14 protein-coding genes are annotated in these 25,605 nt (G+C 63.4%); 12 read left to right on the top strand and 2 right to left on the bottom strand.

The genetic code is table 11. The features are described from left to right. The first annotated feature begins 26 nt into the window (after positions 1-26). The 4 genes from OES25_13520 to OES25_13505 are packed head-to-tail and all read left to right on the top strand — an operon-like array spanning position 27 to position 4,605. The gene (locus OES25_13520) at positions 27-1,274 is read left to right on the top strand and encodes an Nramp family divalent metal transporter (GenBank protein ID MDH3628659.1); all 1,248 of its coding nucleotides are present in this window, start codon (positions 27-29) and stop codon (positions 1,272-1,274) included. Between the two features lie 36 nt (positions 1,275-1,310). Beyond that, positions 1,311-2,642, top strand: coding sequence for a Trk system potassium transporter TrkA (gene trkA, locus OES25_13515; GenBank protein MDH3628658.1), 1,332 nt, complete (start codon positions 1,311-1,313; stop codon positions 2,640-2,642). Further along, the gene (locus OES25_13510; protein ID MDH3628657.1) at positions 2,639-4,102 is read left to right on the top strand and encodes a TrkH family potassium uptake protein; all 1,464 of its coding nucleotides are present in this window, start codon (positions 2,639-2,641) and stop codon (positions 4,100-4,102) included. The genes trkA and OES25_13510 overlap by 4 nt, the downstream gene beginning before the upstream one ends. 26 nt (positions 4,103-4,128) lie before the next feature. After that, positions 4,129-4,605 (top strand): GatB/YqeY domain-containing protein, encoded by a 477-nt coding sequence (locus OES25_13505; protein ID MDH3628656.1) that lies wholly within the window; start codon positions 4,129-4,131, stop codon positions 4,603-4,605. On the opposite strand, the gene OES25_13500 is transcribed toward OES25_13505, so the two are convergent. Further along, positions 4,589-5,587, bottom strand: coding sequence for a glycosyltransferase (locus tag OES25_13500; protein ID MDH3628655.1), 999 nt, complete (start codon positions 5,585-5,587; stop codon positions 4,589-4,591). The genes OES25_13505 and OES25_13500 overlap by 17 nt on opposite strands. Before the next feature lie 108 nt (positions 5,588-5,695). Between OES25_13500 and OES25_13495 the strand changes: the two genes are divergently transcribed. After that, the gene (locus tag OES25_13495) at positions 5,696-7,399 is read left to right on the top strand and encodes a response regulator (GenBank protein MDH3628654.1); all 1,704 of its coding nucleotides are present in this window, start codon (positions 5,696-5,698) and stop codon (positions 7,397-7,399) included. A gap of 52 nt (positions 7,400-7,451) precedes the next feature. Continuing rightward, on the top strand, positions 7,452-10,382 hold the full coding sequence (locus OES25_13490) for a DEAD/DEAH box helicase (protein MDH3628653.1): 2,931 nt from the start codon (positions 7,452-7,454) through the stop codon (positions 10,380-10,382). Here the strand turns inward: OES25_13490 and ispH are convergent. Further along, complete coding sequence (gene ispH / locus OES25_13485) at positions 10,371-11,396, bottom strand: 4-hydroxy-3-methylbut-2-enyl diphosphate reductase (protein ID MDH3628652.1); 1,026 nt, start codon at positions 11,394-11,396, stop codon at positions 10,371-10,373. The genes OES25_13490 and ispH overlap by 12 nt on opposite strands. A gap of 228 nt (positions 11,397-11,624) precedes the next feature. Here ispH and OES25_13480 point away from each other — a divergent pair, with 228 nt between their 5' ends. Genes OES25_13480 through OES25_13455 form a run of 6 tightly spaced genes read left to right on the top strand, consistent with a single transcriptional unit; the run spans position 11,625 to position 25,603 of the window. Further along, positions 11,625-12,587, top strand: coding sequence for an ATP-binding cassette domain-containing protein (locus tag OES25_13480; protein MDH3628651.1), 963 nt, complete (start codon positions 11,625-11,627; stop codon positions 12,585-12,587). Beyond that, on the top strand, positions 12,584-16,009 hold the full coding sequence (locus OES25_13475; protein ID MDH3628650.1) for a hypothetical protein: 3,426 nt from the start codon (positions 12,584-12,586) through the stop codon (positions 16,007-16,009). Before OES25_13480 ends, OES25_13475 begins: the two co-directional genes overlap by 4 nt. Beyond that, a complete protein-coding gene (locus OES25_13470) occupies positions 16,006-17,094 on the top strand; it encodes an efflux RND transporter periplasmic adaptor subunit (GenBank protein MDH3628649.1) in 1,089 nt (362 codons plus the stop codon). Before OES25_13475 ends, OES25_13470 begins: the two co-directional genes overlap by 4 nt. 3 nt (positions 17,095-17,097) lie before the next feature. Continuing rightward, the gene (locus OES25_13465; GenBank protein ID MDH3628648.1) at positions 17,098-20,160 is read left to right on the top strand and encodes an efflux RND transporter permease subunit; all 3,063 of its coding nucleotides are present in this window, start codon (positions 17,098-17,100) and stop codon (positions 20,158-20,160) included. A 17-nt stretch (positions 20,161-20,177) separates the two neighbouring features. Then, positions 20,178-24,893, top strand: coding sequence for an efflux RND transporter permease subunit (locus OES25_13460; GenBank protein ID MDH3628647.1), 4,716 nt, complete (start codon positions 20,178-20,180; stop codon positions 24,891-24,893). Then, positions 24,890-25,603, top strand: coding sequence for an ABC transporter permease subunit (locus OES25_13455; GenBank protein ID MDH3628646.1), 714 nt, complete (start codon positions 24,890-24,892; stop codon positions 25,601-25,603). Before OES25_13460 ends, OES25_13455 begins: the two co-directional genes overlap by 4 nt. The last annotated feature ends 2 nt before the right edge of the window (positions 25,604-25,605 follow it).

Here is a 25,605-nt window from a genome sequence, read left to right as displayed (position 1 = left end):
CATCCGTCTCGTAAAACCGTCGCAGGATGCCTGAGCGGGACCTCCGCGGATGGCTTCGGGTGCTCGGCCCCGGACTGGCCGTTGCCGCCACCGGTGTCGGAGCGGGGGATGTCGTCGCCGCCGCGGTGGCGGGGTCTCGGTTCGGGATCGCCGTCGCCTGGGCAGCGATCATCGGCGCCGTCTTCAAGTTCGTTCTGAATGAGGGAATCGCACGGTGGCAACTGTCTACCGGCACCACCCTTCTCGAAGGGTGGGCGACCCGGCTGGGTCGCCCGGTGCAGATCGTCTTTCTGGCCTACCTGATTCTGTGGGGCTTCTTCGTCGGTGGTGCGTTGATGTCGGCGTGCGGGCTGGCAGCCCACGCGATCGCTCCCGCGCTGTCGGTCCGCTCATGGGGTGCCCTGCATTCGATCGTATTTGCCGCTCTCGTGTTGGTCGGTGGGTACGGGCCGTTCGAGCGCTTCGTCAAGATCCTCATCGCTGCGATGTTTGTCGCCCTGATCGGGTGCGCGGCGGTCGTCCAGCCTCCGCTGCTGACACTGCAACAGATCATCGGCGAGGCGGGAATCCCGACGGGGAGTGCACGGCTACTACTGGGTGTGGTCGGTGGAGTCGGTGGCACGGTCACGATGCTCTCCTACGGGTACTGGATTCGCGAGAAGGGTTGGCGCGGGCGTGAGTGGTACCGCGTCGCGCGGGTCGACCTGGCGGTGGCCTACGGTCTGACCGGTCTGTTCGGACTTGCCGTAATGGTGCTTGCCGCGGTCGTGCTTCATGCCGAGGGCGTTGTCGTCGAGGGAAGCAGTGGCGTCATCCGGATGGGGACCATGCTCGGCGCGGTCGCAGGACCCATCGGCGAGTGGGCGTTTCGCCTTGGATTCTGGGCGGCAGTCGCCACCTCGATGGTCGGCGTCTGGCAGGGAGTGCCTTATCTGTTCGCGGACTTCGTGGCCCAGCGAAAGGGCGATGGCACGATCGTCGATACGCGATCGCGACCCTATCGAGGCTTCCTGCTCTGGCTCTGCCTGCCACCGATGCTGCTGTTGTGGTTCGAGCGACCCGTGCAGATCATCCTGCTCTACTCGATCCTCGGAGCCGTCTTCATGCCGTTTCTTGCAGGGACGCTGCTCTACATGAATCGCAAGATCGAGTGGGTCGGTGCGGAGATGCGCAGTGGCTGGCTATCGTCGGCCCTACTGACTCTGGCGCTCGTTCTATTTGGCGCACTGGGCTGGTTTTCCATCGCGAAGGCGCTGGCGTCCCTGGCCCGGTGATAGGATGCTGCCGCCCGAAGCGGGGAGAGTTCTGCAGTGAGAATCATCATTCTGGGTGCCGGCGAGGTCGGAACCCACATCGCCGCCTCGCTCTCGAGAGAAGGCCACGACCTCGTCGTCATCGAACGCGATGCGGAGAAGGTCGCCCTGATGCAGAAGAGCATGGACGTGCTCGCCGTCAAGGGGGACGGCTGCAATCCGAGCGTTCTGAAGAAGCACCAGGTCGGCGACGCCGATCTGTTCTTCGCAGTCTCCAACAGCGACTCGTCCAATCTATTGGCAGCCCTCACCGCCAGGAGGATGGGTGCAAGAACAGCCGTCGTGCGTGTCGGCAACCCGGCATTGGGGAAGAACCCACTCGTGCGGGCGGACGATGAGTTGCGCCTGCTCTACCCCGAACAGTTGGTAGCCGAGGAGATCTTCTGTCTGACGCAGGTCCCAGGCACCGGCAAGGCACGCTTCTTCGGCGAAGGCAAGTTGGTTCTGCTGCAGGCTCGCCCGTCGATCAGCGCGAAGATCTACGGAAAACCGATCAAGGAGCTACAGGGTCCCGACAACTGGATCCTGACCGGGATCCATCGGGCGACCGGAACCGTCATCCCGCGAGGCGACACGCTTCTGCGACCCGGTGATCTTCTCTATTCGGTCGGTCCTGCCGAGGCGATCTCAAGTTATCTGGAATCGATTGGTGTCGAATCGCGACCCACGCGAAGAGTCGTCATCGCCGGGGCCGGTCAGGTCGGCGCAACACTTGCGAAACAACTCATTCACGCAAAAATCGAGGTCGCGATCATCCAACGTGGCGAGAAACGAGCCGCCGACATCGCCGCAGAGATTCCCGAGGCTCTGGTCATCCGGGGAGACGCGACCGATTCGGGCATCCTCAATGAGGCCGGCATCGAGGACGCCGACTACTTCGTGTCGGCCACCCAGTCGGACGAGGTCAATCTTCTGGCGTCGCTGCTGGCCCGCGAATCCGGTGCCCGTTCCGTCGTGGCGCTCTACAATCGTCCCGAGTTCCTCAATCTGATGCTGGCGGTGCGGATCGATATCCCTCTCTCGCCACGGATGATGACGGCCGGGACGATCCTGCGCATGGTGCACCGAAGTGAGATCGTCAGCATGGACCTGGTCGAGGGTGGGGATGCCGAGATCGTCGAGTTCGAGGTGCCTCCGGGAGCCCGTGCGCTGAAGGCACCGCTTAGCGCGTTGAAGTTCCCCCGCAATGCGATCATCGGGACGGTCCTGCGAGGCGAGCAGATGTTCGTCCCGGGTGGCGACTTCACGTTCAGGGAGGGGGACAGGACGCTCGTGTTCACACTCTCGAAAGCACTCCCGGATCTAGAACGGATGTTCCGCGGCCGATGAACTGGCGTGGCGTCTTTTTCTTGCTGGGGCGTCTGTTGCTGGCCCTCACGGCGGCCCTGCTGGTTCCCGCCGTCGTTGCCCTCTACTACAAGAGCGGCGAACACACCGCGTTCCTGATTAGCGCCGGAGTATCCGGCATTGCCGGTTTGATCCTTCAGACCCGTTTCAGCGACGGCCTGGCCAACGACAAGTTCGGTCGTTCAGAAGCGTTTGTTCTGGTTGCCGCCGCATGGGGGACCGCGTCCCTGGCCGGTGCTCTTCCGTGGATCGTTCTCGAGGGGTCGGGGTTCTGGGTCAACGCGATCTTCGAGAGTGTGTCGGGCTTTACGACCACCGGCGCATCGATTCTGACCGACATCGAAGCCCGGGGCCCGGCAATCCTACTCTGGCGATCGCTGACCCAGTGGCTTGGCGGGATGGGCATCATCGTCCTGGGGATCGCGGTGTTGCCGAAGTTGGCGGTCGGCGGTCTGGAGTTGCTCGGTGCCGAGGCCCCCGGACCGATCAAGGAGAAACTCACTCCGCGAATCGCCCAGACGGCCAAGGCGTTGTGGGGCATCTACGCGCTCTTGACCCTCATCGAGGTGACCGCGCTGGTGCTTGCCGGCATGGGTCTCTTCGACGCGGTCAATCACGCGTTCGCCACCATGGCGACCGGTGGGTTCTCGACCCTCAACTCCAGTGTCTCCGGGTTTGCCAGTCCACTGATCGAGTGGATCATTATTGTCTTCATGATCTTGGCCGGAGCAAACTTCGCTCTGCACTTTCACCTGCTTCGCGGCAAACCAGGCCCGCTGCTTCAAGATCGTGAGTTTCGCTACTACGTCTCGATCATGGCCCTGGCGACATCGCTGATCTGTGCCGATCTCATGCTTCGTGCGCAGCAGGAGATGAGTCTCCTTGATGCGTTCCGCGATGCGGCGTTTCAGGCGGTGGCGATTACGACCACCACCGGATTTGCGACCGCCGACTTCGAACTCTGGCCGGCGTTTTCACGCGCTCTCCTGTTCTTGTTGATGTTCATCGGTGGCTGTGCGGGGTCCACCGGGGGATCGATCAAGGTCGTACGAATCATGATCACGGTGAAAAAGCTTGTGATCGATCTCAAGCGCAAGGTGCAGCCCCACGCAGTGCTCCCGGTGAGGATCGGTCCGACGGCCGTGCCTGACGACGTTGTCAACTCCGTGACGACGTTTCTACTCCTGTTCGTGGCATTGTTCGCCGCCGGGGGCCTCTTGCTTACGATGCTGGGGATCGATCCCACGACCGCGTTCTCGGCGTCTGCGGCCTGTATTGCCAACGTCGGCCCGGGGTTCGGCGACGTTGGGCCGACGTTGAATTACGGGGGTTTGCCGGCAACGGCCAAGTTGATCTTGCTCGGGCTGATGCTGGTCGGTCGCCTCGAGCTCTACACGCTTCTGGTACTGTTGTTTCTGCGCCGGGGACGTCGAAAAGCCTGATTCGTGCTGCCGAAACGAGGATGACAATGAGTATCAAGAGTCAGATCGAGAAAGACGTTATCCAGTCCTTGCGTGACGGGAAGAAAGAAGTCGTGACGACCTTACGGATGCTCAAGTCGAAATTGCAGGAGCGGGAGGTCGCGCTACGCAGCGAGCACGGCGTCGACTACAAGATCGACGACGAGGAGGCGACCAAAGCCGTTTCGGCATATGCCAAGCAGCGACGGGACTCTATCGAGAGTTACAAGGCGGCGGGCCGGGACGAGCTTGTCGATAAGGAGCAGCGTGAACTCGATATCGTCAACAGCTACCTCCCCGAGCAACTCGATGCGGACACGTTACGGATGATCGTCACGGAGGCCGTGGCCGAGGTGGGTGCCACCGGGCCGCAACAGATGGGTCAGGTGATGAAGATCGTCATGCCGAAGGTCCAGGGACAGGCCGACGGCAAGCAGGTCAACGCCATCGTTCGAGAACTGATCGCGTCTACGCCAGACAAATAAACGTCTGACCCTCTACGTGTCCGTGATCGGTAAGCCAGCGGCGGATCTGTTCGCGGGGTTCCGCCCCGGCGACCGAGACGAGCAATCGCTCCAGTTGGGTCGCGTCCACTTCGCCCGGAGACACGACCCGCGCGCCGGCGATGGTCTGCCCGACCCGGCCGGGGTGGGTCTCCACGATCCAGCGTGGTTGTCGACCATGACCGGCAAGCTCGCGACACAACGATCGACCGGTGGCACCGTAGCCCCACAGGTCGAACGTAGGATGATCACGCAGATAACCCCGCGCGAGGTGATGGGCCTTACATCGTGTGAACGCCTTGGGCCCGTAGCGCGGGGATCTCTGCGATAGCCGAGTCGGGCCATGACGCCATGCGAGAAGGCGTCGCGGGACCGTGCCGATCTCACCTCCTGCGGCAAGATGTCTGAGCAGGAAGTCGTAGTCCTCGGGCCAGTCCACATCCTGATATCCGATCTCCATCATTCGAGACCGCCGTACGAACCACGTGGGATGGGGCAGGGGACACTCGACGAAACGGTCGCGCTGAACATCCGTCCCGTCGAGCAGGCTGTTGAGCCATTTCTCGTACTGTCGGATACCGCTACCCAGGTTGTCGTCGCGCGGAAAGAGCCGAGTGTGGCAACCGAGAAGAAGTGGACGGTCGGACCGCTCGGCGGCGACGTGTTGCGCGGCCAGACGATCACGATGCATGACATCGTCGCCGTCCATTCGTGCGACGAACGTCCCTCGGCAATGCTCCAGCCCCAGGTTGAGCGCAGGCACGATTCCCTCCCCGGTTCCGCCAACGATACGGAATCGCGGGTCGTCTCCGGCGGCTGCTCGATAGACGGCGACCGACCGGTCGGTCGATCCGTCGTCCACCAGGACGCACTCGAACGACTCCAGTCGTTGGCGCTGCATGCTGCGAACGCAGGCAGAGATCGTCGACTCGGCGTCCCGCACCGGTAGCAGGACAGAGACCAAAGGCCTCCTATTTAAAGCCATTCCGGCATGTTTTGACTTCGTCTCGTGGGAACCCATATTTGAATGACGTGATCGTAAGCCTTCGATACCCCTAAAGGAAGGGTCATCATGAAACGGAATTTTCTTGTCGTCGTGTCCAACGTCGCGCTGCGCGAATCGCTGGCCGGCGAACTGCGTCAAAGCGGGTTCACCGTGACCCGCGCCGTCAGCGGTGCGGAAGCCGAACGTGTGATCAAGGCCGTGACCTTTGACGCCGTGATGATCGAGTCGCACCTGCCCGATATGACGGCCGCCGAACTCAGTGATCGGATTCATGCGGTCCGCCCCGAGTGCCGGGTCCTGACCCTGACCAGCTACGATATGATCCGTAACACGCCGGAGCAGCTCCAGTTCGGATCGGATGACTTCATTATTAACTCGCAGCAGGTCTTTGAGTTGTTCGGGAGCGACAACGGGCGGGAAGGCTCAAGCCTGTCCACTCAGCATCGCGGGACGGACTCTTTACTTCAGGTGATCGACGTGATGGTCGGTCTACTCGAACTGGAGGATCGTTTTTTCGGCGCGTCGGCCCATCGGTCAATGCAGCTCGCCAAGGCGACAGCCGAGGAGCTCGGTTCCGACGACGATTCACTCAAGGAAGTCGTGCTGGCGACACTGTTGCATGACGTCGGCAAGATCGGTGTCGAGTCCGACGTGCTGTCGGCCGAGGGCGAGTTCAACGAGGAACAAGCCGAGCGCATGCGCGAGCATGTAACCGCATCCTGTCGATTGTTCGAGCACATTCAGTTCCCGTGGAAGGTCATGCCGGTGATCCGCGGTCATCACGAACGCTACGACGGCAAGGGGTACCCCGACGGTCTCAAGGCCCGTGAGATTCCGATGGGTGCCCGTATCGTCTCGATCGTTGACACCTACGTCGCGCTGACATCGGAACGCACGCATCGTCAGGCCAAGACCTCCGAGGACGCTCTCGCAGAGTTGATCCGGGAGGCCGGCCGCCAGTTCGATCCCGAGGTCCTTGAGGCGTTCCAGAAAGTCCTGGACAAGCGACTGGCCATACGACCCGATAAGGTAGAGCCGACCGTCCTGATCGTCGACGAGCAGCCGGAGTTTCGCAAGCTACTCAAGATGCGTCTCCTCAACGAAGGGCTGAAGATCGAAGAGGCGGAAAGTTTCGAGCACGCGTTGAAGACGATCCTCGAATCGCCGCCGGATCTGGTCGTCGCCGACGTCGATCCCCGGAGCTCGGACGCTTTCACGTTCCTGGAGGAGATGAGGTCGGACAAGGCGCTGCGTAGGGTCCCGTTCGCGATGCTCGCGAGGACGGACGATCGAATCGTCCGCATGCGCGCGTTGCGCGAAGGCGTCGATGAATACGTCAGCAAACAGGCGGATCTGGAAGAGATCATTCTTCGTATCGAGAACGTACTGGCGCGCGAGGCGATTCGTCGTCGTGATGACAAGACTCTTGTGCGACGCGGGATCACCGGCGACCTGGTCAACCTGGGACTCCCGGATATTGTCCAGACGCTGACGATGGGAATGAAGACAGCCTGCGTGACTCTTACCTACGACGGCGATCACGGGACCCTGTGGTTCGACAACGGCGAGGTCAAGCACGCGGAGACCAAGAAGCTCAAGGGCGAGGACGCGTTCTACGAGATGATCCGTTGGGACGACGGCGAGTTTGTCATCGAGCACGGCGTGAAGCCCAAGAATACGACCGTCACCGCCGATGCGATGTTCCTTCTGATGGAAGGGATGCGCCTCATAGACGAGTCCGGGGCCGAGGGGGCCAAGGCCGCCTCCTGATTTCGCGCTGCCTTGCAAGCCAGGGTAGGACTGCTCTAGCCTGGATCCGGCGATGAGCGATCGACTCGAAAATCTACGCAAGGCTGCCCGCGAGTCCTGTGCCGTGGCCGTCTGGTCCCGCGGCGTCGAATTGAGCCGTGCCGGCGCGGTCACCGGCGAGCGAGACGACGGCGACGAGGCGACGTTCCTCGTTTCGATCAAGCGAGGGATGATCAGTCGTACCGTGACGCTCTATCCCGACGACGCCGAGTGGGACTGTCCGTGTACCCGCGAGGCTCCCGCATGCGAGCATGTCGCGGCGGCGGTGATCGCCTGGAGCGCGGCCCTGACCGAAGGCGAGGATCTGCCGAAGCCTCGATTCAGTGCCGGCCGAGTGGGGTACCGATTGACGCGGGATCGGTACGGCCTGGCGCTTGAACGCGCCATCGTTCGGGATGACGGGGAGCAGCGACTGGACTGGACTCTGGCGGCCCTTGCGGCCGGTCGCGTCGATGGTCCACGAATCGTCTCGTCGCAGGCGGATCTCGCGGTGGAGTTGACACTGGGGACCCATCGTCACGGTCTCCTGTCGCCGAACCTCATCCCTCAACTGTTCAAGCGACTCAGGTTTTGCCAGGACGTCCGACTGGACGGCAGCCCGGTGACGATCGACCAGCAGTCGATCGGAAAACAGGTCTACGTGAGCGACGGCGGGGACGGCTTCGATCTGGTGCTGCGGGATGCCGATGCCATCGACGAGTCCTTCAGCAACGGCATCGTTCGATGCGACGAAACGCTCCATCCACGGAAAGAACTGGGTATCACCGGTCGAGAATTGCGGGATCTGACGGCGGGTGTCCACGTCTCCGGGGACGACGCGGCGGAACTTGTCACCATGACGCTGCCCCATCTCGAACGAACTCTTACTGTCGTCCGCGAGACAGATCGGCTGCCGGACACCTACGTTGAGCGTCCGCGAGTGGTCGTGGAGATCGACGGTCGCGATCGCTCGATCTCGGTTCTGGCTCAGGTTGTCTATGGGCAACCTCCGCGGGCCCGGATCGAACGCGACCGGCTCGTCCCGATCTCCGGAACGCTCCCACTTCGCGATCGCGAGCGAGAGAAGCAGATCGCGACTGCGGCCCAGTCGACGCTGGGTCTCCGCGTCGGGGAGCGTGTCGAGTTGTCGGCAGGCGAGGCGATCCAGTTCCGCAAGCGGCTTGCCGACTGGCCCGGTGAGGTTCACGGCGAAGCCATCAAACGCTTCCGGCTGACGCCGACCCTGGTCCCCGACGTCACATTGGATCCGGCGGAATTCGACGCGACGTTCGCGACCGAGTGGGCGAACGAGGATGGTTCTCGCACAGGTGGCCAGGCAAGACCTGCCGATGTCTTGCGGGCATGGACCAGCGGGGAGTCGTTGGTGCCATTGCTCGACGGCGGCTTTGCGCCGCTGCCCACCGACTGGCTGGAGCGTCACGGGCGCCTGCTTGCAGACCTGCTCAACGCGCGGAACGCCGACGGTCGGTTGCCTTCCAGTAGTCAGTTCGATCTGGCCGAGCTGTGTGACGAGCTCGATGAGTCACCGCCACCGGACCTTCAGGGCCTACGAGGACTGCTGGCGGACCGCGCGTCGCTACCCGAAGCTCCACTTCCGGATGATTTACAGGCAACCCTTCGGGACTACCAACGGGAGGGCGTGGGCTGGCTCTCACTCATGCAGCGTGCCGGTCTCGGCGCTCTTCTGGCGGACGACATGGGATTGGGGAAGACCGTCCAGGCCCTGTGTGCGTTGCATGGTCGATCCCTCGTGGTGGCGCCGACCTCGGTGCTTCACAACTGGCAGCAGGAGCTGACCCGGTTTCGTCCGGGGCTCTCGTTCGCCGTCTACCACGGGGCAAGCCGCTCGCTGGATCCCGATGCCGATGTCACGCTGACGACCTACGCCATCCTCCGTATCGACGCCGAGATTCTGGCGGGCGTGGACTGGGACACCGTCGTTCTTGACGAAGCGCAGGCGATCAAGAACCCTGACAGTCAGGTGGCCCGCGCCGCGTATCGTCTGAACGCGGCCCACCGGATCACGATGACCGGCACCCCGATCGAGAATCGTCTGGAGGAACTGTGGAGCCAACTCCAGTTCCTGAACCCCGGCCTTCTCGGCGACAGGCAGGCGTTCAGCAAGCGGTACGTCCAACCGATTCAGAGTGGTGATGATGGGGCCGCCAGTGCGCTGCGGCGGCGGGTGCGCCCATTCGTTCTCCGCCGCCTGAAGCGGGACGTGGCACCGGAGCTGCCGCCACGAACCGACGTCGTCCTTCGATGTCAGTTGGATACGTCGGAACGCGAGCTCTACGACAGCCTGCGTCTGGCAAGCCGAAAGGACGTTCTGGAGAAGCTGGCCGAAGGTGGCAACGTCATGGCCGTCCTGGAGGCGTTGTTGCGTCTTCGTCAGGCGTGTTGTCACGGCGGACTGGTGCCGGGGCAAGAGGTCGAACATTCGTCCAAGCTGACACTGTTGCGGGAGACCCTGGACAGCATCGTCGCCGACGGACACAAGGCGTTGGTCTTTTCCCAGTGGACATCGCTCCTGGACCGGACCGAGCCGGTGCTGAATCAGGCCCGGATACCGTTCCTGCGTCTCGACGGCAGCACGACCAATCGTGGCGAGGTCGTCGATCGTTTCCAGGCGGAGGAGGGCCCGCCGGTCTTGCTGGTCTCGCTTCGGGCCGGTGGAACCGGCATCAACCTGACCCGCGCCGACCACATTTTCCTGCTGGACCCATGGTGGAACCCGGCCGTCGAGGATCAGGCGGCCGATCGAGCCCATCGGATCGGTCAGGAGAACCCGGTCATGGTCTATCGGTTGGTTGCGGAGGCGACGGTCGAGGAGAAGATCCTCGCACTCCAGGATGCCAAGCGGGAACTGGCCGAGACGGCGCTGGGGGATGCGAGTGCGGGTGGCGCACTGACCCGCGACGAACTTCTGGAGTTACTCTCGTAGCTCGCTGGGGGGCTGACGTCGCGGCTGTCGAAATGTGATGTCTTCCCACTCGCCGTCTTCGATCACCTTCAGCGCCGCGTTTCGTTCGTTGAAGTAGCGGACGATCTCCTGGACCAGGTCTTCGGGAGTTGAAGCCGCCGATGTGACGCCGACGTTGCGGACTCCCTCGAACCAGGTTTCGTCAAGATCCTCGACGCGCTCGATCCGATAGGCGCGAGGGGTCAGCTCCTCGGCCAACTCCAGGAGACGCATGCCGTTGCTGCTGTAGTCGCTGGTGACCACCAGAAACAGGTCGACGTCACCTGCGATCTGTCGCACGGCGTCCTGGCGGTTCTTCGTCGCGTAGCAAAGATCGTCTCGGGAGGGGACGACCAGATCCGGAAAGCGGGTTCGCAGGATGTCGATCGTCTTGCCGGTGTCGTCGACGCTAAGGGTGGTCTGTGTCAGAACGACTACCCGATCGGGATCGGGCACCTCCACGGTGCGCGGGTCGGCCAGCCGCGTGTCGTGTTTGCGGTTGCCGACGACGCTGACGACGGTCGTCGATTCGGGGGCTTCGCCGAAAGTCCCGACGACTTCCTGATGAGTCGTGGAGTCGCCGATCAAGAGGATGTGGAACCCCTTGGCGGCATACTTCTTGGCCTCGCTATGGACCTTGGTCACCAACGGGCAGGTGGCGTCGAGGGTGTGAAGGCCCAGCCGGTCGGCCTCGTCACGGACGGCCGGGCTGACGCCGTGGGCCGAGAAGACCACCGTGTCGGCCAGGGTCTCGCCCCGTTCCGCGCCGTGCCGGCGCAGCGGTTCCAATTCCTTGAGTTCTTCGACGAAGTGGACCTTGTGCTCGTCCTGCAGGCGATGGACCACGTCGTTGTTGTGGACGATGGCGTGATAGACCGTCAGCCGGGAGCCGTCGGTCTGCTCCATGGCCCCGGCGGTCTCCTCGACCGCCTTGATCGCCATCACCACCCCGGCGCAGAATCCCCGGGGTTTGGCCAGATAGAGCGTCTCAACCATCCGGCCATTATAGCGATGCCCGTAACCCGATCCGCTCCCCACCGTAATACTGGGTGTGGAGGCAGGGGCACCATCCACGAGGGGCTCACAACCGCTCGACCGCCAAGGAGGCCCGCACAGCGGGAAACGGTCGGAGAGACGGTGTCCAACAGTATAGTGCGATCAGGATAGCCCCATCAGAGGCCCCCACTGGCGGTGGGTCCTGAGAGGCACGGGAGGAGTCGTTCGATGGCGACAATCGAAGCGATGGCGGCCAACGCCAGTTCCGGTCAAACGACCGTCAGCGTTCGAGGCGTAAAACACGTCTACCCCGGTGGCAAGCTGGCCCTGGACGACGTCAATCTCGAGATCGGCGTCGGTCTGTTTGGCTTACTTGGACCCAACGGCGCCGGCAAGAGTACGCTGATGCGCATCATGTGCACGCTGCTCACGCCGACCGGCGGCGAGGCCTCGGTCCTCGGGCACGACACCGTGAAGGACCGTCAGGCGGTGCGTACCGCCCTGGGCTACCTCCCGCAGGAGTTCGGTGCGTGGCGTTTGCAGAAGGTCCGGGAGGTCGTCGACACGCTCGCCGGTCTGTCGGGGATCCGAGACAAGGCCGCACGAAAGCAACGTGTGGAAGCGGTCATCGAGCAGGTCGGTCTCCAGGAGGTGACGCATCGCAAGGTGAAGAAGCTGTCCGGCGGCATGCTCCGTCGTCTCGGCGTGGCGCAGGCGTTGGTACACGATCCACCGGTGATCATCGTCGACGAACCGACCGTGGGCCTGGACCCGCAAGAGCGACTGCGCTTCCGACGTCTGATGGCAGACCTGGCCCGAGACCGCACCATCATTCTCTCCACCCACATCGTTGCGGACCTGGGTTCGAGTTGTCGCGACCTGGCGTTGATCGATACCGGCAAGATCGTCTTCCGTGGATCGCCACAGGGTCTTCTGCAGCATGCCGGCCAACATGTCTTCGAGATGGTTGCCGATCGTGCTCAGGAAGCCCGGCTCGTAAGCGAGGGCGTCGAGATCGTCTCACGAACTGCAGACGGCGAGGGGAGTCACATCCGAGCGGTGGCCGCCGACGGCTCGATCCCCCCGGGAGCGAAGCCGGTGTCAGAGCCCACTCTTGAAGAAGGCTACCTGGGATTCATGGCCTCCCGCGGCCGAGCCGAGGTCGCACGGACCGAAGAGGAGACGTCATGATCCGGCCAGGAACTGTCTGGGACATCGCAAAAGCCGAGATGCGTTTGACACGTCGGCTGGCCCGCTTCTGGGTCTTTCAGGTCATCGCGTTCCTCGCGGCGGCGCTGTTTTATCTTCAGTACAACGTGTTGCACCTGTTCTTCTCGTCGTTATCCGGTTCGGCGGCGATGGTCAATCCCCGCTTCCTGATGAGCTTCATCGGCATGTGGTACCTGGTCGTCTTCTTGTTGGGGATCGTCTTCCTGGGCTTCGAGATTCGCGCCCGGGATAAACGGGAGAATATCGTCGAGGTCTTCGACGCGCTGCCCGTCACTAATCTCGAACTCATCACGGGGCGGTTTGTCGGCATCCTGCTCGCATGTTGGTTCCCCGCGCTGGTCTCCCTGATCCTGTTGAGCCTGATCGGCTTCCTGGGCTTTCAGACCTTGCCGTTGCCCACCTCGTTGATCAGCTGGCTCTTATTCATGGCGCCGCCGGCCTACGGGATGATCCTGGGCCTGACGTTCTTCCTGACGCTGGTGCTCCGGCATCGGTGGCTGGCCGGCATCGTGGTGACCGGCGTGGTGATCGGGTTGGCCGTCGTCAATCTGGGTCTGACACCGGTCTGGATGCTGCCGGCGTTCGATATCACCGGCGTATTCATGTTGCCGCCGATGACGGATTTCGCGCCGTCGTCCATCGACCTGCGATCGTTTTCTCAGCGAGCCGGTTACATGTTGTTCGCCTTCGGTTTCCTGCTGCTCTGTGCCGTGATCCATCCGCGGAAGGATGACGCGAACAAGGGCAAGCTGGCCTCGATGGCCACGGCCTGTTTCGTTGTGGGCGCCGCCGTGCTGGCGTTCCTGGTCTATGAAGGAAAGGCCGCACTGAGCGACCAGGATCGTTGGTTTGCCGTTCACGACGCGCGAGCCGAAGAGCCGGCCGCGGATCTTCAAAGTATCGTCGGCACGGTCGATATTTCCGCAAAGAAATCGCTGAGCCTCGACCTGGCTCTCAACGTGCAGGCGCCAGAAGGGGAGACACTCTCGACCCTTCTCTTTACGCTCAACCCCGGCCTGACAGTCAATGGGGTGTCCACCGACGACGGAGCGACCCTGACCTATCGCGCCGCGGAAGCGCTCCTGGAGATCGACCTGGATCGTCCGCTCGGTCCCGGGGCCTCGCGCACCATCAACCTGATGGCCGGTGGAAAACTAGACCCGTGGTTCGGTTACATCGATGCCGACGTTCGGCCTCTTGGCATCACGATGAAGGAAGGCAACTTGTTTGCCCTGGGCTTCTTGAATTCGCTGACCGAGCGCGGCGTCGTGGCATTGATGCCAGGCAGCCGTTGGCTGCCGCAAACCGGCACCGATGTCGGTCGTGGGGGCCGCGGTCGACCGGTGGACTTCTTTACGGTCGACCTGACCGTCAAGACACCCTCCGGTTGGCTCGTCGCCGGTCCGTCTCGACGGCAGGAAGCCGGCGACGATACGTTCCGCTTCACGACCGTCGCACCGGTTCCCGAAGTGGCACTGGTGGCATCGAACTACACAAGTCATTCGGCAGAGATTGACGGCGTGATGATGGAGATCCTGGTCCATCCACGTCACACAACGAACATCGATGTGTTCGCCGACGCCGGCGACTTGCTCGGGGAGTGGATCAGCAAGCGTCTGCAGCAGACGGCCGAGCTGGGCCTCGAGTATCCGTACGACTCGTTGACGATGGTCGAGGTTCCGAGTCATCTTCGCGGGTATGGCGGCGGTTGGCGTCTCGATACGACGTTGACGCAACCTGCCATGATCCTGACTCGGGAATCCGGTTTCTCTACGGCGCGTTTCGATCGACGCTTCAAGGATCCCGACCGATACAAGGATCACGAAGAGGGAGTTCCCGGCGCGAAGCGGGATACGTTGACTCGCTTCTTCACAAACGACTTTACCGGCGGCAACCCGTTCCTTGCGTTGGCCCGCAGCTACTTCGGCTATCAGACGCGAGCCTCCGGCGACCTCGCGATCCCGTTGGACTTCGTCTACGAGGATCTCACCAACCAGTTGGTTTCGGAGAATCGTTCTTACTTCTCCGCGCGGATCATGACCTCCCAGACGGAGATGAATCAGATCATGGGCAGCCTGCAGCAGATGGGCGGGGAGGGGCGCCGCGGTCGAACGGTCTCGGACATCGTCATCGATCAGGTGACATCGCGTAGCGACGTCTGGAGTACCGCGCTCGAGACCAGCCTCGCCGAACTGAATCCGTGGGAGACCCCGAAGGAATCGCTGAACGTCCTGACCCTCAAGGGCGGCGCAATGGCGCAGTCGTTGATGGACGGGCTGGGTAGCGAGAAGGCCGGTGCCATGGTCGCTAGCCTGAGAGATCGTGGCGTTGGTGGCAGCTTCGACGAACAGGATGTCGCCGCGGTCGGCGAGGAGATTGGCGTCGATCTGCAGGGCTGGATGGATCGTTGGCTCCACGACACTGCGCTACCGGGCTTCATCGCCGTCAATCCCTCTCTCGAGCGGATCACCGACGACGAAGACGGCACACCGAACTATCAGCTGCTCGTCAAGGTTCACAACGGTGAGGCGGTCGGGGGCATGGTGAAACTCCAATACGTGGTTCCGTCGGAAGGCGGTGGCCGCGGTCAGGGGCGACGACGTCAAAGCAGCGATCCCATCGAGATTCCGGCCAACGGCACGGTCGAGATCGGGATCGTCACGTCTCAACCGCCACGCTTTGCGTTTCTCTCACCCTACTTATCGCTGAACCGTGACGGCTTCTCGATCAATCTTCCGTCGGTTGACGAGGAGTTGATCGTCGATGCCGAACCGTTCATCGGCAGCCGGATCATTGAATGGCAGCCGACAGACGACGGCAGCATCATCGTCGATGACCTGGATGAAGGATTCTCGGTGGCCGACTCCGGCGAGACCGGAATGCGTCTCGCCGGTCGTGGCGTGACCGACGAGGACACCGACGGGGGACTGCCGGTCACCTCCGGCAGGACGCCGTCCCGCTGGTCCCGTCGCGAGACGGCGTTGGCCTACGGTCGCTATCGACATACCGTCGCCACCATCAAGGCCGGCGACGGCTCTCGCACGGCCGAGTTTACTGCAGAGATCCCCAGCTCCGGTCTCTGGGAGTTGTCCTACTACGTCCCATCGTTCCGGCGTCGAGGATCCGGCGGCGGCGGCCGAGGAAACTTCTTCAAGCGGGGAACCTGGCAACTCGCGGTCGAGGATTCGTCCGGCGTCAACAATGCCACGCTGGATGCCGATGGTGCCGATCCCGGCTGGAACATCCTGGGTGAATACGAGATCGCCGCCGGCGAGACCGTGGTCCGTGTCGGCAACGAAGCGACAGAGGGTCGCTACGTCGTTGCCGATGCGATACGTTGGATCCCGGTCAAGCGCAACAAACGGGAAGAGGCGGAAGAATGAGCTATCGGTTCGTCGGGCGAAGTCTGTCATGGGTGCTCGTCTTCACGTTGGCCGCATCCGTGGGCTGCGTGAATCGGGCGCCGGAGGAGACGATCGAATTTCGTGTCCCGGTGACGGCCCGTGCCGTCGAGACCGGCGATGTCGAAGATCGCATCGTCGCGACCGGATCGCTGAGAACCCCCGAGGCCGTGGCGCTCAACGCCGACAGTGGTGGCGCGCTGAAGATCGCCCGCAATGCGCGGGGAAGACGATTCGCCGAGGGCGACCGCGTGAAGGCCGGTGACATCGTCGGCGAGATCACCGGCGAAGAGGTTCGTCTTGCCGCCGGCCTCGAGGCGGCGGAACAGCGCTACGCAACCGTCAAGGCGGATTACGATTCCAAGAAGGCTCTATACGACGAGGGGCTGCTGGCCGAGCAGGAATTTCGTCAAGTCGAGAGCTCTCTCGCCGATGCGAAGATCGAAGTCGAGCGCGGCGTTCTGAAGGAAACCCGCTCGCGATTGATCACGCCGATCGATGGGGTGATCCTGCGCCTGGCACGGGACGAGTCCGAGCAGCCACTGGCGGATGGCCAGTTGGTCATGCAGGGATTTCAGGTCGCCCAGATCGCCCCGACCGACACATTGATCGCCGAGGTCGACCTGGTGGGCTCCGATGTTGCCCGGATCAAGGTCGGTCAGATCGCCCGTGTTCGGCATCACGCCTGGGACGACTCACGGTTCGAAGGACGCGTGCTTCGTCTCGCCCCGAGTCTGGATCCATCGACACGCACGCTCCGCGCCGAGGTCGCCGTCAGGAACGGTGCGGCCAAACTTCGACCGGGGATGTTCGTTGAGGTGACGATCGTCGTGGAGAGCCGTCCCGAAGTCCCGGTGGTCCCGCGCCGGGCCGTCGCCGAGCGCAACAGTCGCAAGGTTGTGTTCGTCGTCGAGGGCCAGAAGGTACGACAACGCGAGGTGGTCCTGGGACTCGGCGACGATGAGATCGTCGAGATCATCGAGGGGCTGGAGCCCGAAGAGCGGATCGTCGTCCAGGGGATCGAGACGCTAAACGACAACATGTCCGTCCGTGTGAACGGCGGATAGTCCATGGAAGCCCTTGCCCGTCTAGCCGCGCGCCGTCCGGTGGCGGTCACCGTGGTTGCGGCGGCGTTCGTCATCCTCGGTTGGACCGCCTGGCGGGAACTCCCACTCGATCTTCTGCCTGACATGGAGAGTCCGACTCTCGTCGTCTCGGTCCGCTCGGGCGACCGCCCACCGGCGGAGATGGAGCGACTGTACGGCGAGCAGATAGAGCAACGGCTCTTCGCCGTAAGCGGAATCCGCGAGATCAAGCAGGTCGCCCGCACGGGTCGAATCATCGCCACCGTCATCTTCGACTGGGACGCCGACATGGACTACGCCCTCGTCGAGGTCGAGAAGGCGACCGGTCCCATCCGTTCGGACCCCGATGTCGGCGAGGTCCTCGTTCGTCGCTTCGATCCACGGCAGGCGCCGGTGATCACACTGGGTCTTGTCGCCGACGAGGGCGGACCCAGCCTCGCGTCCTTGCGACGGACCGCCGATCGTCAGGTGTCGATCGCCCTGGAGCGACTCGAGGGTGTGGCCGAGGCACGCGTGACCGGTGGACGCGAAGAAGAGATCCGGGTCTCCGTCGATCGCTATCGCATGGAATCGGTCGGCGTCACACTCGGCGAGCTTGAGAGTCGTCTTCGTGCCGCCAACGTCGATCTCAATGCCGGCACGCTGGAGGATGGCAATCGGGTCTTCCTGGTTCGCGGGGTCTCCCGTTATCGCGACGCAGGCGATGTCGGGGAGGTCGTTCTCAGGTTCGGCTCCGACTCCTCCGGTCGCCAGATCCCAATTCGCGTCCGTGACGTCGCCGATGTGGCCATCTTCGACGAGGAGATCACGCATCTGGTCCGTGTCGATGGCCAGGAGGGCGTCGGTCTCTCGATCTACAAGGAGGCGGGATCCAATACGGTCGCCGTCTCGAAGACCGTCCGCTCGGCCATGGAGGCGATCAATAGCGACCTGCCGGGTGTCAGTGTGTCCGTCGTCTCCGACGACGCGGCTCTCGTTGAAGATTCGATCCGCGATGTTCAGAGCGCCGCGCTGATCGGTGTGGCTCTGGCGATCCTGATCCTGATCCTGTTCCTGCGAGCGCCGGGGCCGACGGCCATCGTCGCGCTGGCCGTGCCGGTTTCCCTGTTGACCACGCTGTTCTTCATGCACTTCAGCGGACAGAGTTTGAACGTCATGACCCTCGGGGGACTGGCGCTCGGCGCCGGGATGCTGGTGGACAACGCCATCGTTGTCGTCGAGAGCATCTTCCGCCGGTTGTCTGCAGGGGACAGTCGCGAGGATGCCGCAGCCCGTGGGACCGGCCAGGTCATCGGCGCGATCGTCGCCAGTACGTTGACCACCTGCGCGGTCTTCGTGCCGATCATCTTCGTCCAGGGGTTGGCCGCGCGGCTGGTGTCCGGTCTCTCATTCACCGTCGTCGTCTCGCTGGCGGTCTCGCTGTTCGTGGCGGCCCTGCTGATTCCGGCGCTTGCACGGTGGCTCCTTCCCGCCAAGACTCCCCGATCGATTGAGGTCGGCGCGCCTCGTCTAGAAGCATTCGTCGGCGGACTCCTGAAACGACCGCTGCTGGTGGTGTTTGTCGCGCTCGTCGGGGCAGGTCTCGGTGTCATGGGTCTCGTCTCGCTCGGGACAGAGCTGTTGCCGCCCTCCGACCCACGTCAGTTTTCCGTGCGTCTTGTTGGGCCTCCCGGACAACGAGTCGAGTCCACCACCCGCACGGTCGTGGCCATGGAAGAGCTTCTCCGCGAAGCCGCCGGGGATGATCTCATCGCGATCCAGTCGGAGATCGGACGACTCCCGGAGGATGACCGGCTGATCCGCGAGGAGCAGACCGAGGAGAACACCGCTCGCATCCTGGTCCGTCTTCGCGCGGGAGGTGCCAGCGGTGGCGACGTCGTCGCACGAGCGGCACCGGCGGTGACACAGCTTGGAAATATTGAGGTCAACTGGGAGGTCGGCGTCTCCGCGCTGGCTCGCTCCCTCGGCACCTCCGGCCCGCCGGTTGCCGTCGAGATCTCCGGACAGTCGCTACCGGACCTGCGAGATACGGCCGAGAGTCTTCGCTCGAATCTGGCCGCTGCCCCAGCATTGTGGAACGTCCGCTCATCGTTCGAGGGTGGGCCACCGGAGCTTCGCGTCGAGCTCGATCGAACGCTTGCCGATGGCCTCGGGGTCGATCTCGATCTTGTCTCCATCGCACTGGAAGCGTCGCTGGATGGGCGCTCGGTGACCGTCGTCTCGACCGGGGATGAAGAGCGAGATGTCGTCTTGCGGATGCCATCCGTTCGACGGGATGATCTGTTGCAGGTTCCGTTGACCACAAGTTCCGGTGCGCGTCTCGTCGTCGGTGACGTGGCGAGGCTGCGACCCGAGAGTGGAGCCCGCGAGATCTTCCGTCGCGATCAACGTCGCGTGGCTCAGGTGACCGCCCGTATCGTCGACAGCGCCGACTATCCGCAGGCGATCCAGGCCGCCCAGGAGGCGATCGACGCCGCGAACGTCGCTCCCGGGTTGAGCGTCCGACTGGTCGGCGAGGAAGAGGAGCGCACGCGGACCTTCGACGAGTTGAAACTTGCCGGGATCCTGGCCTTGCTCCTTGTCTTCATGGTGCTGGCGGGGACGTTCGAGTCGCTGATCCACCCGTTGACGGTGGCGATATCGATTCCGCTCTCGCTGATCGGTGTTGCGCTGGTGCTGGTACCGATGGGTCGCCCGCTAGGTGTGATGGAAGTATTGGGCCTTATCGTCCTGGCGGGGGTTGCGGTCAACGATGCCATCCTGCTTGTGGATAGCGCACGACGGCTGATGCTGGACGGAATGGAATGCACCGCGGCACTGGCCCGGGCCGCCGCGATTCGTCTGCGACCGATCCTGATGACCACTTTCACCACCGTCCTCGCCATGTCGCCGCTGGCCTGGGGTGGCGGCGAGGGGGCGCAGCTGCGTCAGCCGCTGGCACTGACGATCATCGGTGGCATCATCCTGTCGACGGTGTGCTCGCTGACGGTCATCCCGTGTGTCTACCTGCTGCTTGAACGTCTGCGACCAAAGCGGGCCCGTTCGTGAGTCCGTTTGCCATTCCCGTGCGACGCCCCGTCGCCACGGCGATGTTCTTCCTTGCCATCCTGTTGCTAGGGCTAGTCGGTTGGCAACGGATGCCCGTCGAGTTGTTTCCCCAGACCGAGGGAAACCAACTCAACGTTCGATTCAATCGTCCGGGGAGCGAGCCCGAGGTCGTCGAGCGGGAGATCCTGTTGCCGCTCGAGGCGAAGGTTGCTGAACTTTCGCGGGTGATGGAGACCTCGGGAGAGATCCGCGGTTCCGGCGGGTCGTTCGTCGTGAAGTTCGAGCCCGGCGTTGATATCGACGTGCGCGAACTCGAGCTCTCCCGGCTTGCCGCCGATCTACAGCGCGAGCAGCCCCAGGGTACTTTCATCAACGTGCAGTTGGATCCGTTCACACAGCTCAGCAACAGTCGTTTCGCGATGTACCTGCAGGTCACGGGGATGAGCGACGTCAACGCCTTGCTCGACTTCGTCGAGGATCGCATCGTCCCGCGTCTGGCGGCGGTCGGCGGCGTCGCGCAGGTCCAGGCGTTCGGTGGTTCGCCGCGGGAGCTGACGGTCAGCATCGATCCCGATCTCTGCGCGGCCGAGGGCATCAACACCGGCGAGGTGACCCAGGCGTTGGCCAAGTCCGTACGCGGGTTGGACTACCTGGGGGGCGTGGAGGACGAGGCGGGTCGGACTGCAGTTCTCATCGACGGTCGCCCCAAGGGCGAGGTGTCGCTTGCCTCGATTCGCATCCGACCCGATCGGGCGGTCCTGCTTCGTCACGTCGCCGACGTCGAACTCGGCACGGGGCGAGAGCAGAATCTGTTTCGCGTAGACGGTCAGCCGGCCATCGGCCTGATCCTCTATCAGGAAGAGGGCGCCAACCTCGTGCAACTGGCCGACGACCTGCGGGGTCGTCTCGACTCTCTCACCGGTCAGTTCTCCGAGTTTGGAATCGGCTTCCGCGTCCTGTTCGATGGTGGGGAGTTGATCGAGGATCAACTGGATCGACTGAAGAAGCTGGCTTTCTCCGGATTCATCATCTCTCTGGTGACACTTTATCTGTTCCTCCGGCACTGGCGTGCCGTGGGCGTGGTGGCGATCGCCGTTCCGTGCAGTCTGCTGACCGCTCTGGCGCTCCTGTATACGGCCGGCCAGACGCTTAACGTGGTTACGCTCCTGGGTCTCGCCGTTGGCATTGGCATGCTGGTCGATAACAGCATCGTCGTCTACGAGGCCGTCCAGCGGCAGCTGGAACACGGTGCGTCGGGCGAGAAGGCCGCCGAGAACGGCGTGCGGCGAACCGTGCGGGCGATCCTCGCCGCCACCGCGACCAACGCCGTTGTATTCCTGCCGATCGTCTTCGTCGACTTCGACGACGCGTCGTTGCGGTCGTTCCTGACCGTCCTCGTGATTGCGATCCTGGTGCCGTTGTTGGCATCGGTCATCGTCGCCATAGGTCTTGTGCCGATGCTGGCGGGCAAGTTGGCGGCGCCGGCCGCGATGCAACGTCTCAAGGAGATTCGCGCGCGTCGAGAGCGATTCGGTGGCCTGGTCCATCCCGACCGGGCGCGTGGCCTGGCCAACGGCGCGTTGATGACGGCCCTGCGTCGCCCCGGTAGCTGGGTGGCGATCGTTCTGGTGGCGGTGGTCATCAGTTTCATCCAGCTCGTGGGTCTGAACATCGGTGGCAGTTCGCAGGAGGCGCAGGAGCAGACACAGATCCGTCTTCCCGTCACGATCGAGGGGGGTGGCTCTCTCGACGCGGCGACGGACATCTTTGCCGCCCTCGAGTCGTCGGTCATGGACCTGGAGGGCATCGAGCGGGTCGAGTCCTTCGTCCAGGAGGAGGGTGGCTCGATCACGGTGACGATCCCTGAACGAGAAGAGCGTCCCGACGAGTTGACCGCTGCGCGAGTGCGTGAACGACTTCGCGATGCCGCCAACCGATATCCAAACGTCGAGCTCAGCGCCTCGCAGGGCGGCGGCGGTGGGGGCGGACGTCCATCGTTTCTCGGTGGCGGCGCCTCCCGGGTCGTGGTCTCCGGTCCCGACGTCCGTCGTCTGCGAACCCTGACCGAGACGATCAAGGACCAACTCGAAGAGATCCCGGACATCGGAAGCGTGACCATCGCGACCCGCGATGGTCAGGACGAGATGCATGTGCTTCCCGACGCGACCCGTTTGCAGGCCTTCGGCCTGACGGCGGATCAGGTGCTTCCGGTCCTCAACGTCGTGGGACGGGAGGGGACCGAGATGCGGACCGGCTTCACCCTGCGCGACGGCCGAGAGATCCCGCTGACCGTTCGCCGGAAGGAGGCGCGGAACAAGGCGACCAACGACCTGCGGACCATGCGGGTGACGACGCCGTTCGGCGCGTTACCGCTATCCGCGTTCGCCGACGTCCGCCAGATGGGACGTCCTCCCACCATCAGTCATCGCGACGGGCGACGCGAGGTCGAGGTGCTCTATACGCTGGCGTCGTCCGCTCCCGAAGCGGGCGCCGAACGCACCGCGCTGGAAGACGCGATCCGCGACGTGATCCATCAGACCCATCGCCCGGTGGGCTATACGATCGAGGCGCCACAGGACGAGGAGGGGCTGGACTGGTTCAACGAGTTGATGATCCCGATTCTGTTGCTGCTTTACGCGGTACTGGCGATCACCTTCGAGTCTCTGACACTCCCGCTCCTGGTGCTGTTGTCGATTCCCTTGACCGTGCTGGGCGCGACCTGGACGCTGACCTTCTCGCAGGTTCCCGTGGATCAGATGGCGTTGTTTGGCGTCGTCGCCCTGATCGGTATCACGGTCAACCCCGCGATTCTGCTGGTCGACCGGATGCAACAGGCCACACGCTTCGCCGGTCGACCGGCGGGTGCCGCTGCCCTCCGTGCGGTACGCGAGCGAACGCGACCCGTGCTGATGACCGCGGCGACGACGATTCTCGGGCTCTGGCCGCTTGCGATCGTCACCGGGGAAGAGAACGAGATCTGGCCTCCGTTCGCCACGGTGATCATGGGTGGCCTAACGGCGTCGACGGTCCTGACACTCCTGGTCATCCCCGTCGGTTTCGTCTTTCTCAATCGTCTGGATCGGATCTTCGGTCGGCTCGGTCCGTGGATCGCCATGGGTTGGCTGCTGGCGACGGCCGCCGTCGTGACGCCGTTGTTTGCCGGTGGCTGGATCACCTCGGTGTGGATGCGACTTCTCACGACGATACTCGTCGCAGGCGCGCTCCTCGCCGTCGCCGTGTTGGCGTTCCGTCGCCAGGACGTGCCGAAGCCCAGGTCCGAGGACGGTCCCCCGAAGCTGGAGACCCGTTACCTGAACAAGATTTATGGCCAGCCGGGGCCGATCGGTCGTGCATGGCGTGCCCCGCAGCGATTTGTCGAGCGGGTTCGCGCGTTGGGCGTGCAGCCCTTCGACCCACGACTGATCCTCAGTTCGATCGTTCCCCGAGTGTTGATCGCCGCCGGTGCCCTCTACCTGGGTGTGACCCTGCAGAGCGTCTTCTGGCGGATGATCTATCTGCTGATCGCCTCGTTCGTGCTGGCCGGTGCGGTTCGGCAACTCCGACGCGCACGGGGCAAGCTGGATCAATCGGGTCGTGTCGATCCCGGTGGGATCGAGGGTTGGGTCGCCACGTCCTTGCCGTGGGCCGTGATGATCTACTTGCTGTTGAAGTTCACGTGGAATCCGTTCGTGGCCGATTTCGATGGGCAGATGGCGACGGGTGTCTGGGTGTTCGAGGCGATCGTTCTGGCGATCTGTCAGTTCGGTCGTCGGACGGCGGTCCTGCTCCATCGTGGTGACATCGCGTTGCGCCCGGTGGACGTCTTCATGGCCGGCGTTCGTGGTCTGTGGCGCTCGATCTGTCGCGTGACGTTTGGTTTCGACCTACCGTCCGAACAGGTCCACGCCATTCGCTCGGTGAAGTTCGAGGCCCAGCAGGGGATGATCGGTGTCCTGGGACCCAACGGGGCCGGCAAGACGACGCTCTTGCGGATGCTCTCGGGGATCCTGGAGCCCTCGTCGGGGACCGTCTACCTGGGGGGCGTTCGACTGTTGCGTTTGCGGCGGTTTCTCGCCCGCTGGATCGGTTATCTACCCCAGGACTTTGGCCTGCCCGAAGACATGACCGCCCGGGAGTACCTCGAGTACTTCGCACTGCTCTACGAGCTTCCGGCGGAACGACGGACCGAGCGGATCGAACGGCTTCTCACCGAGGTCGGTCTGGGCGAGCGCGCCGACGAGAAGATCGGCGGCTTCTCCGGTGGGATGAAGCAACGTGTCGCCGTCGCTCGAACGCTTCTCAGGTTGCCCCCGGTGATCATCGTGGACGAGCCTACCGTCGGCCTGGATCCGCGCGAGCGCATCCGTTTCCGCAATCTGCTTGCGCGTCTGGCGGAGGGTCGGGTCGTCCTGTTCTCGACACATGTCGTCGAGGATGTGGAAGTGGCATGCGGTCGGGTCATCGTCTTTACGCGTGGTCGCATCGTCTTCGATGGGCCCCCGGAGCGACTGTCCGATGCGGCGCGTAATCGGGTCTGGATGGCAACGCTACAACCGGGCGACGAGGAGAAACTGCCGGCCGGCGCGCTTGTGGTGGACCAGGTCCCGGAGGCCAGCGGCGCCTATCGCACCAGGATTCTCGCCGAGGGTCAGCCCGCCGCCGATGCGGAACCGGTCGATCCCGGCCTGGAAGACGGCTACCTGTGGCTTGTCGGTGATCGGGCGACGACATGAGAAGATTCGTCCAACAGGTGAAGGACTTCGCGTCGCTGACCCACCACGCGGCCCGACAGCTGGGTGGTCGTCGATTCTGGATTGCACCGCTTCTGCCTGCGTTGTGGATCGGTTTTCAGATGCTTCGACTTGTCATCCGTTGGCGGGACAGCTCGTATACGCAGCCGGATGCCCAGAACATCCTGATCGGGTCTCCGCTGACAGTGCTGGCCGTCGTGTTCGGTGTCCGCATCGTCGCCGGCGAGATCGATCGTCGCACGCTGGAGATCGCCTACACCGTTCCCGGTGGCGCTCAGCGAATCTGGATCGCCAAACTGGCCGCCGCCTTCATGATGCTGCTGGCATCTGAAGCGGTCCTGGTCGCTTTGACCTGGATCTTCTGTACCGACGTCCCGTGGTCGGCGATGTACGGCGCGATGCAGGGGGCGATCTTCTTTCTGGCACTGTCGATGTCGTTGGCGGCGCTGTTCAAGGGCGAGGCTTCTGCGGGGTTGGTGGTGATCGTGATCGCGGCGTTCATCGCACTCTTCTTCCAGTCCACCAATGTGGTCCTGTCGCCGTTCTGGAACGCGGCGGCCACCGATCTGGAGAGCGGTCTGGAGCTACTGGGCAAGACGCTACAGAACCGCATCGGCTTCGTCCTGGTGACGGCAGGAATCATCGCACTGGGATTCCGTCGTGCGGAGAACCGCGAGAAGCTTCTGGGCTAGCC

The sequence above is a fragment of the Acidobacteriota bacterium genome, from assembly GCA_029861955.1.
In the GTDB taxonomy this organism is placed as follows: domain Bacteria; phylum Acidobacteriota; class Polarisedimenticolia; order Polarisedimenticolales; family Polarisedimenticolaceae; genus JAOTYK01.
The sequence above is the reverse complement of the archived record's forward strand: the minus strand, read 5'-3'. Positions and strand labels throughout refer to the sequence as shown.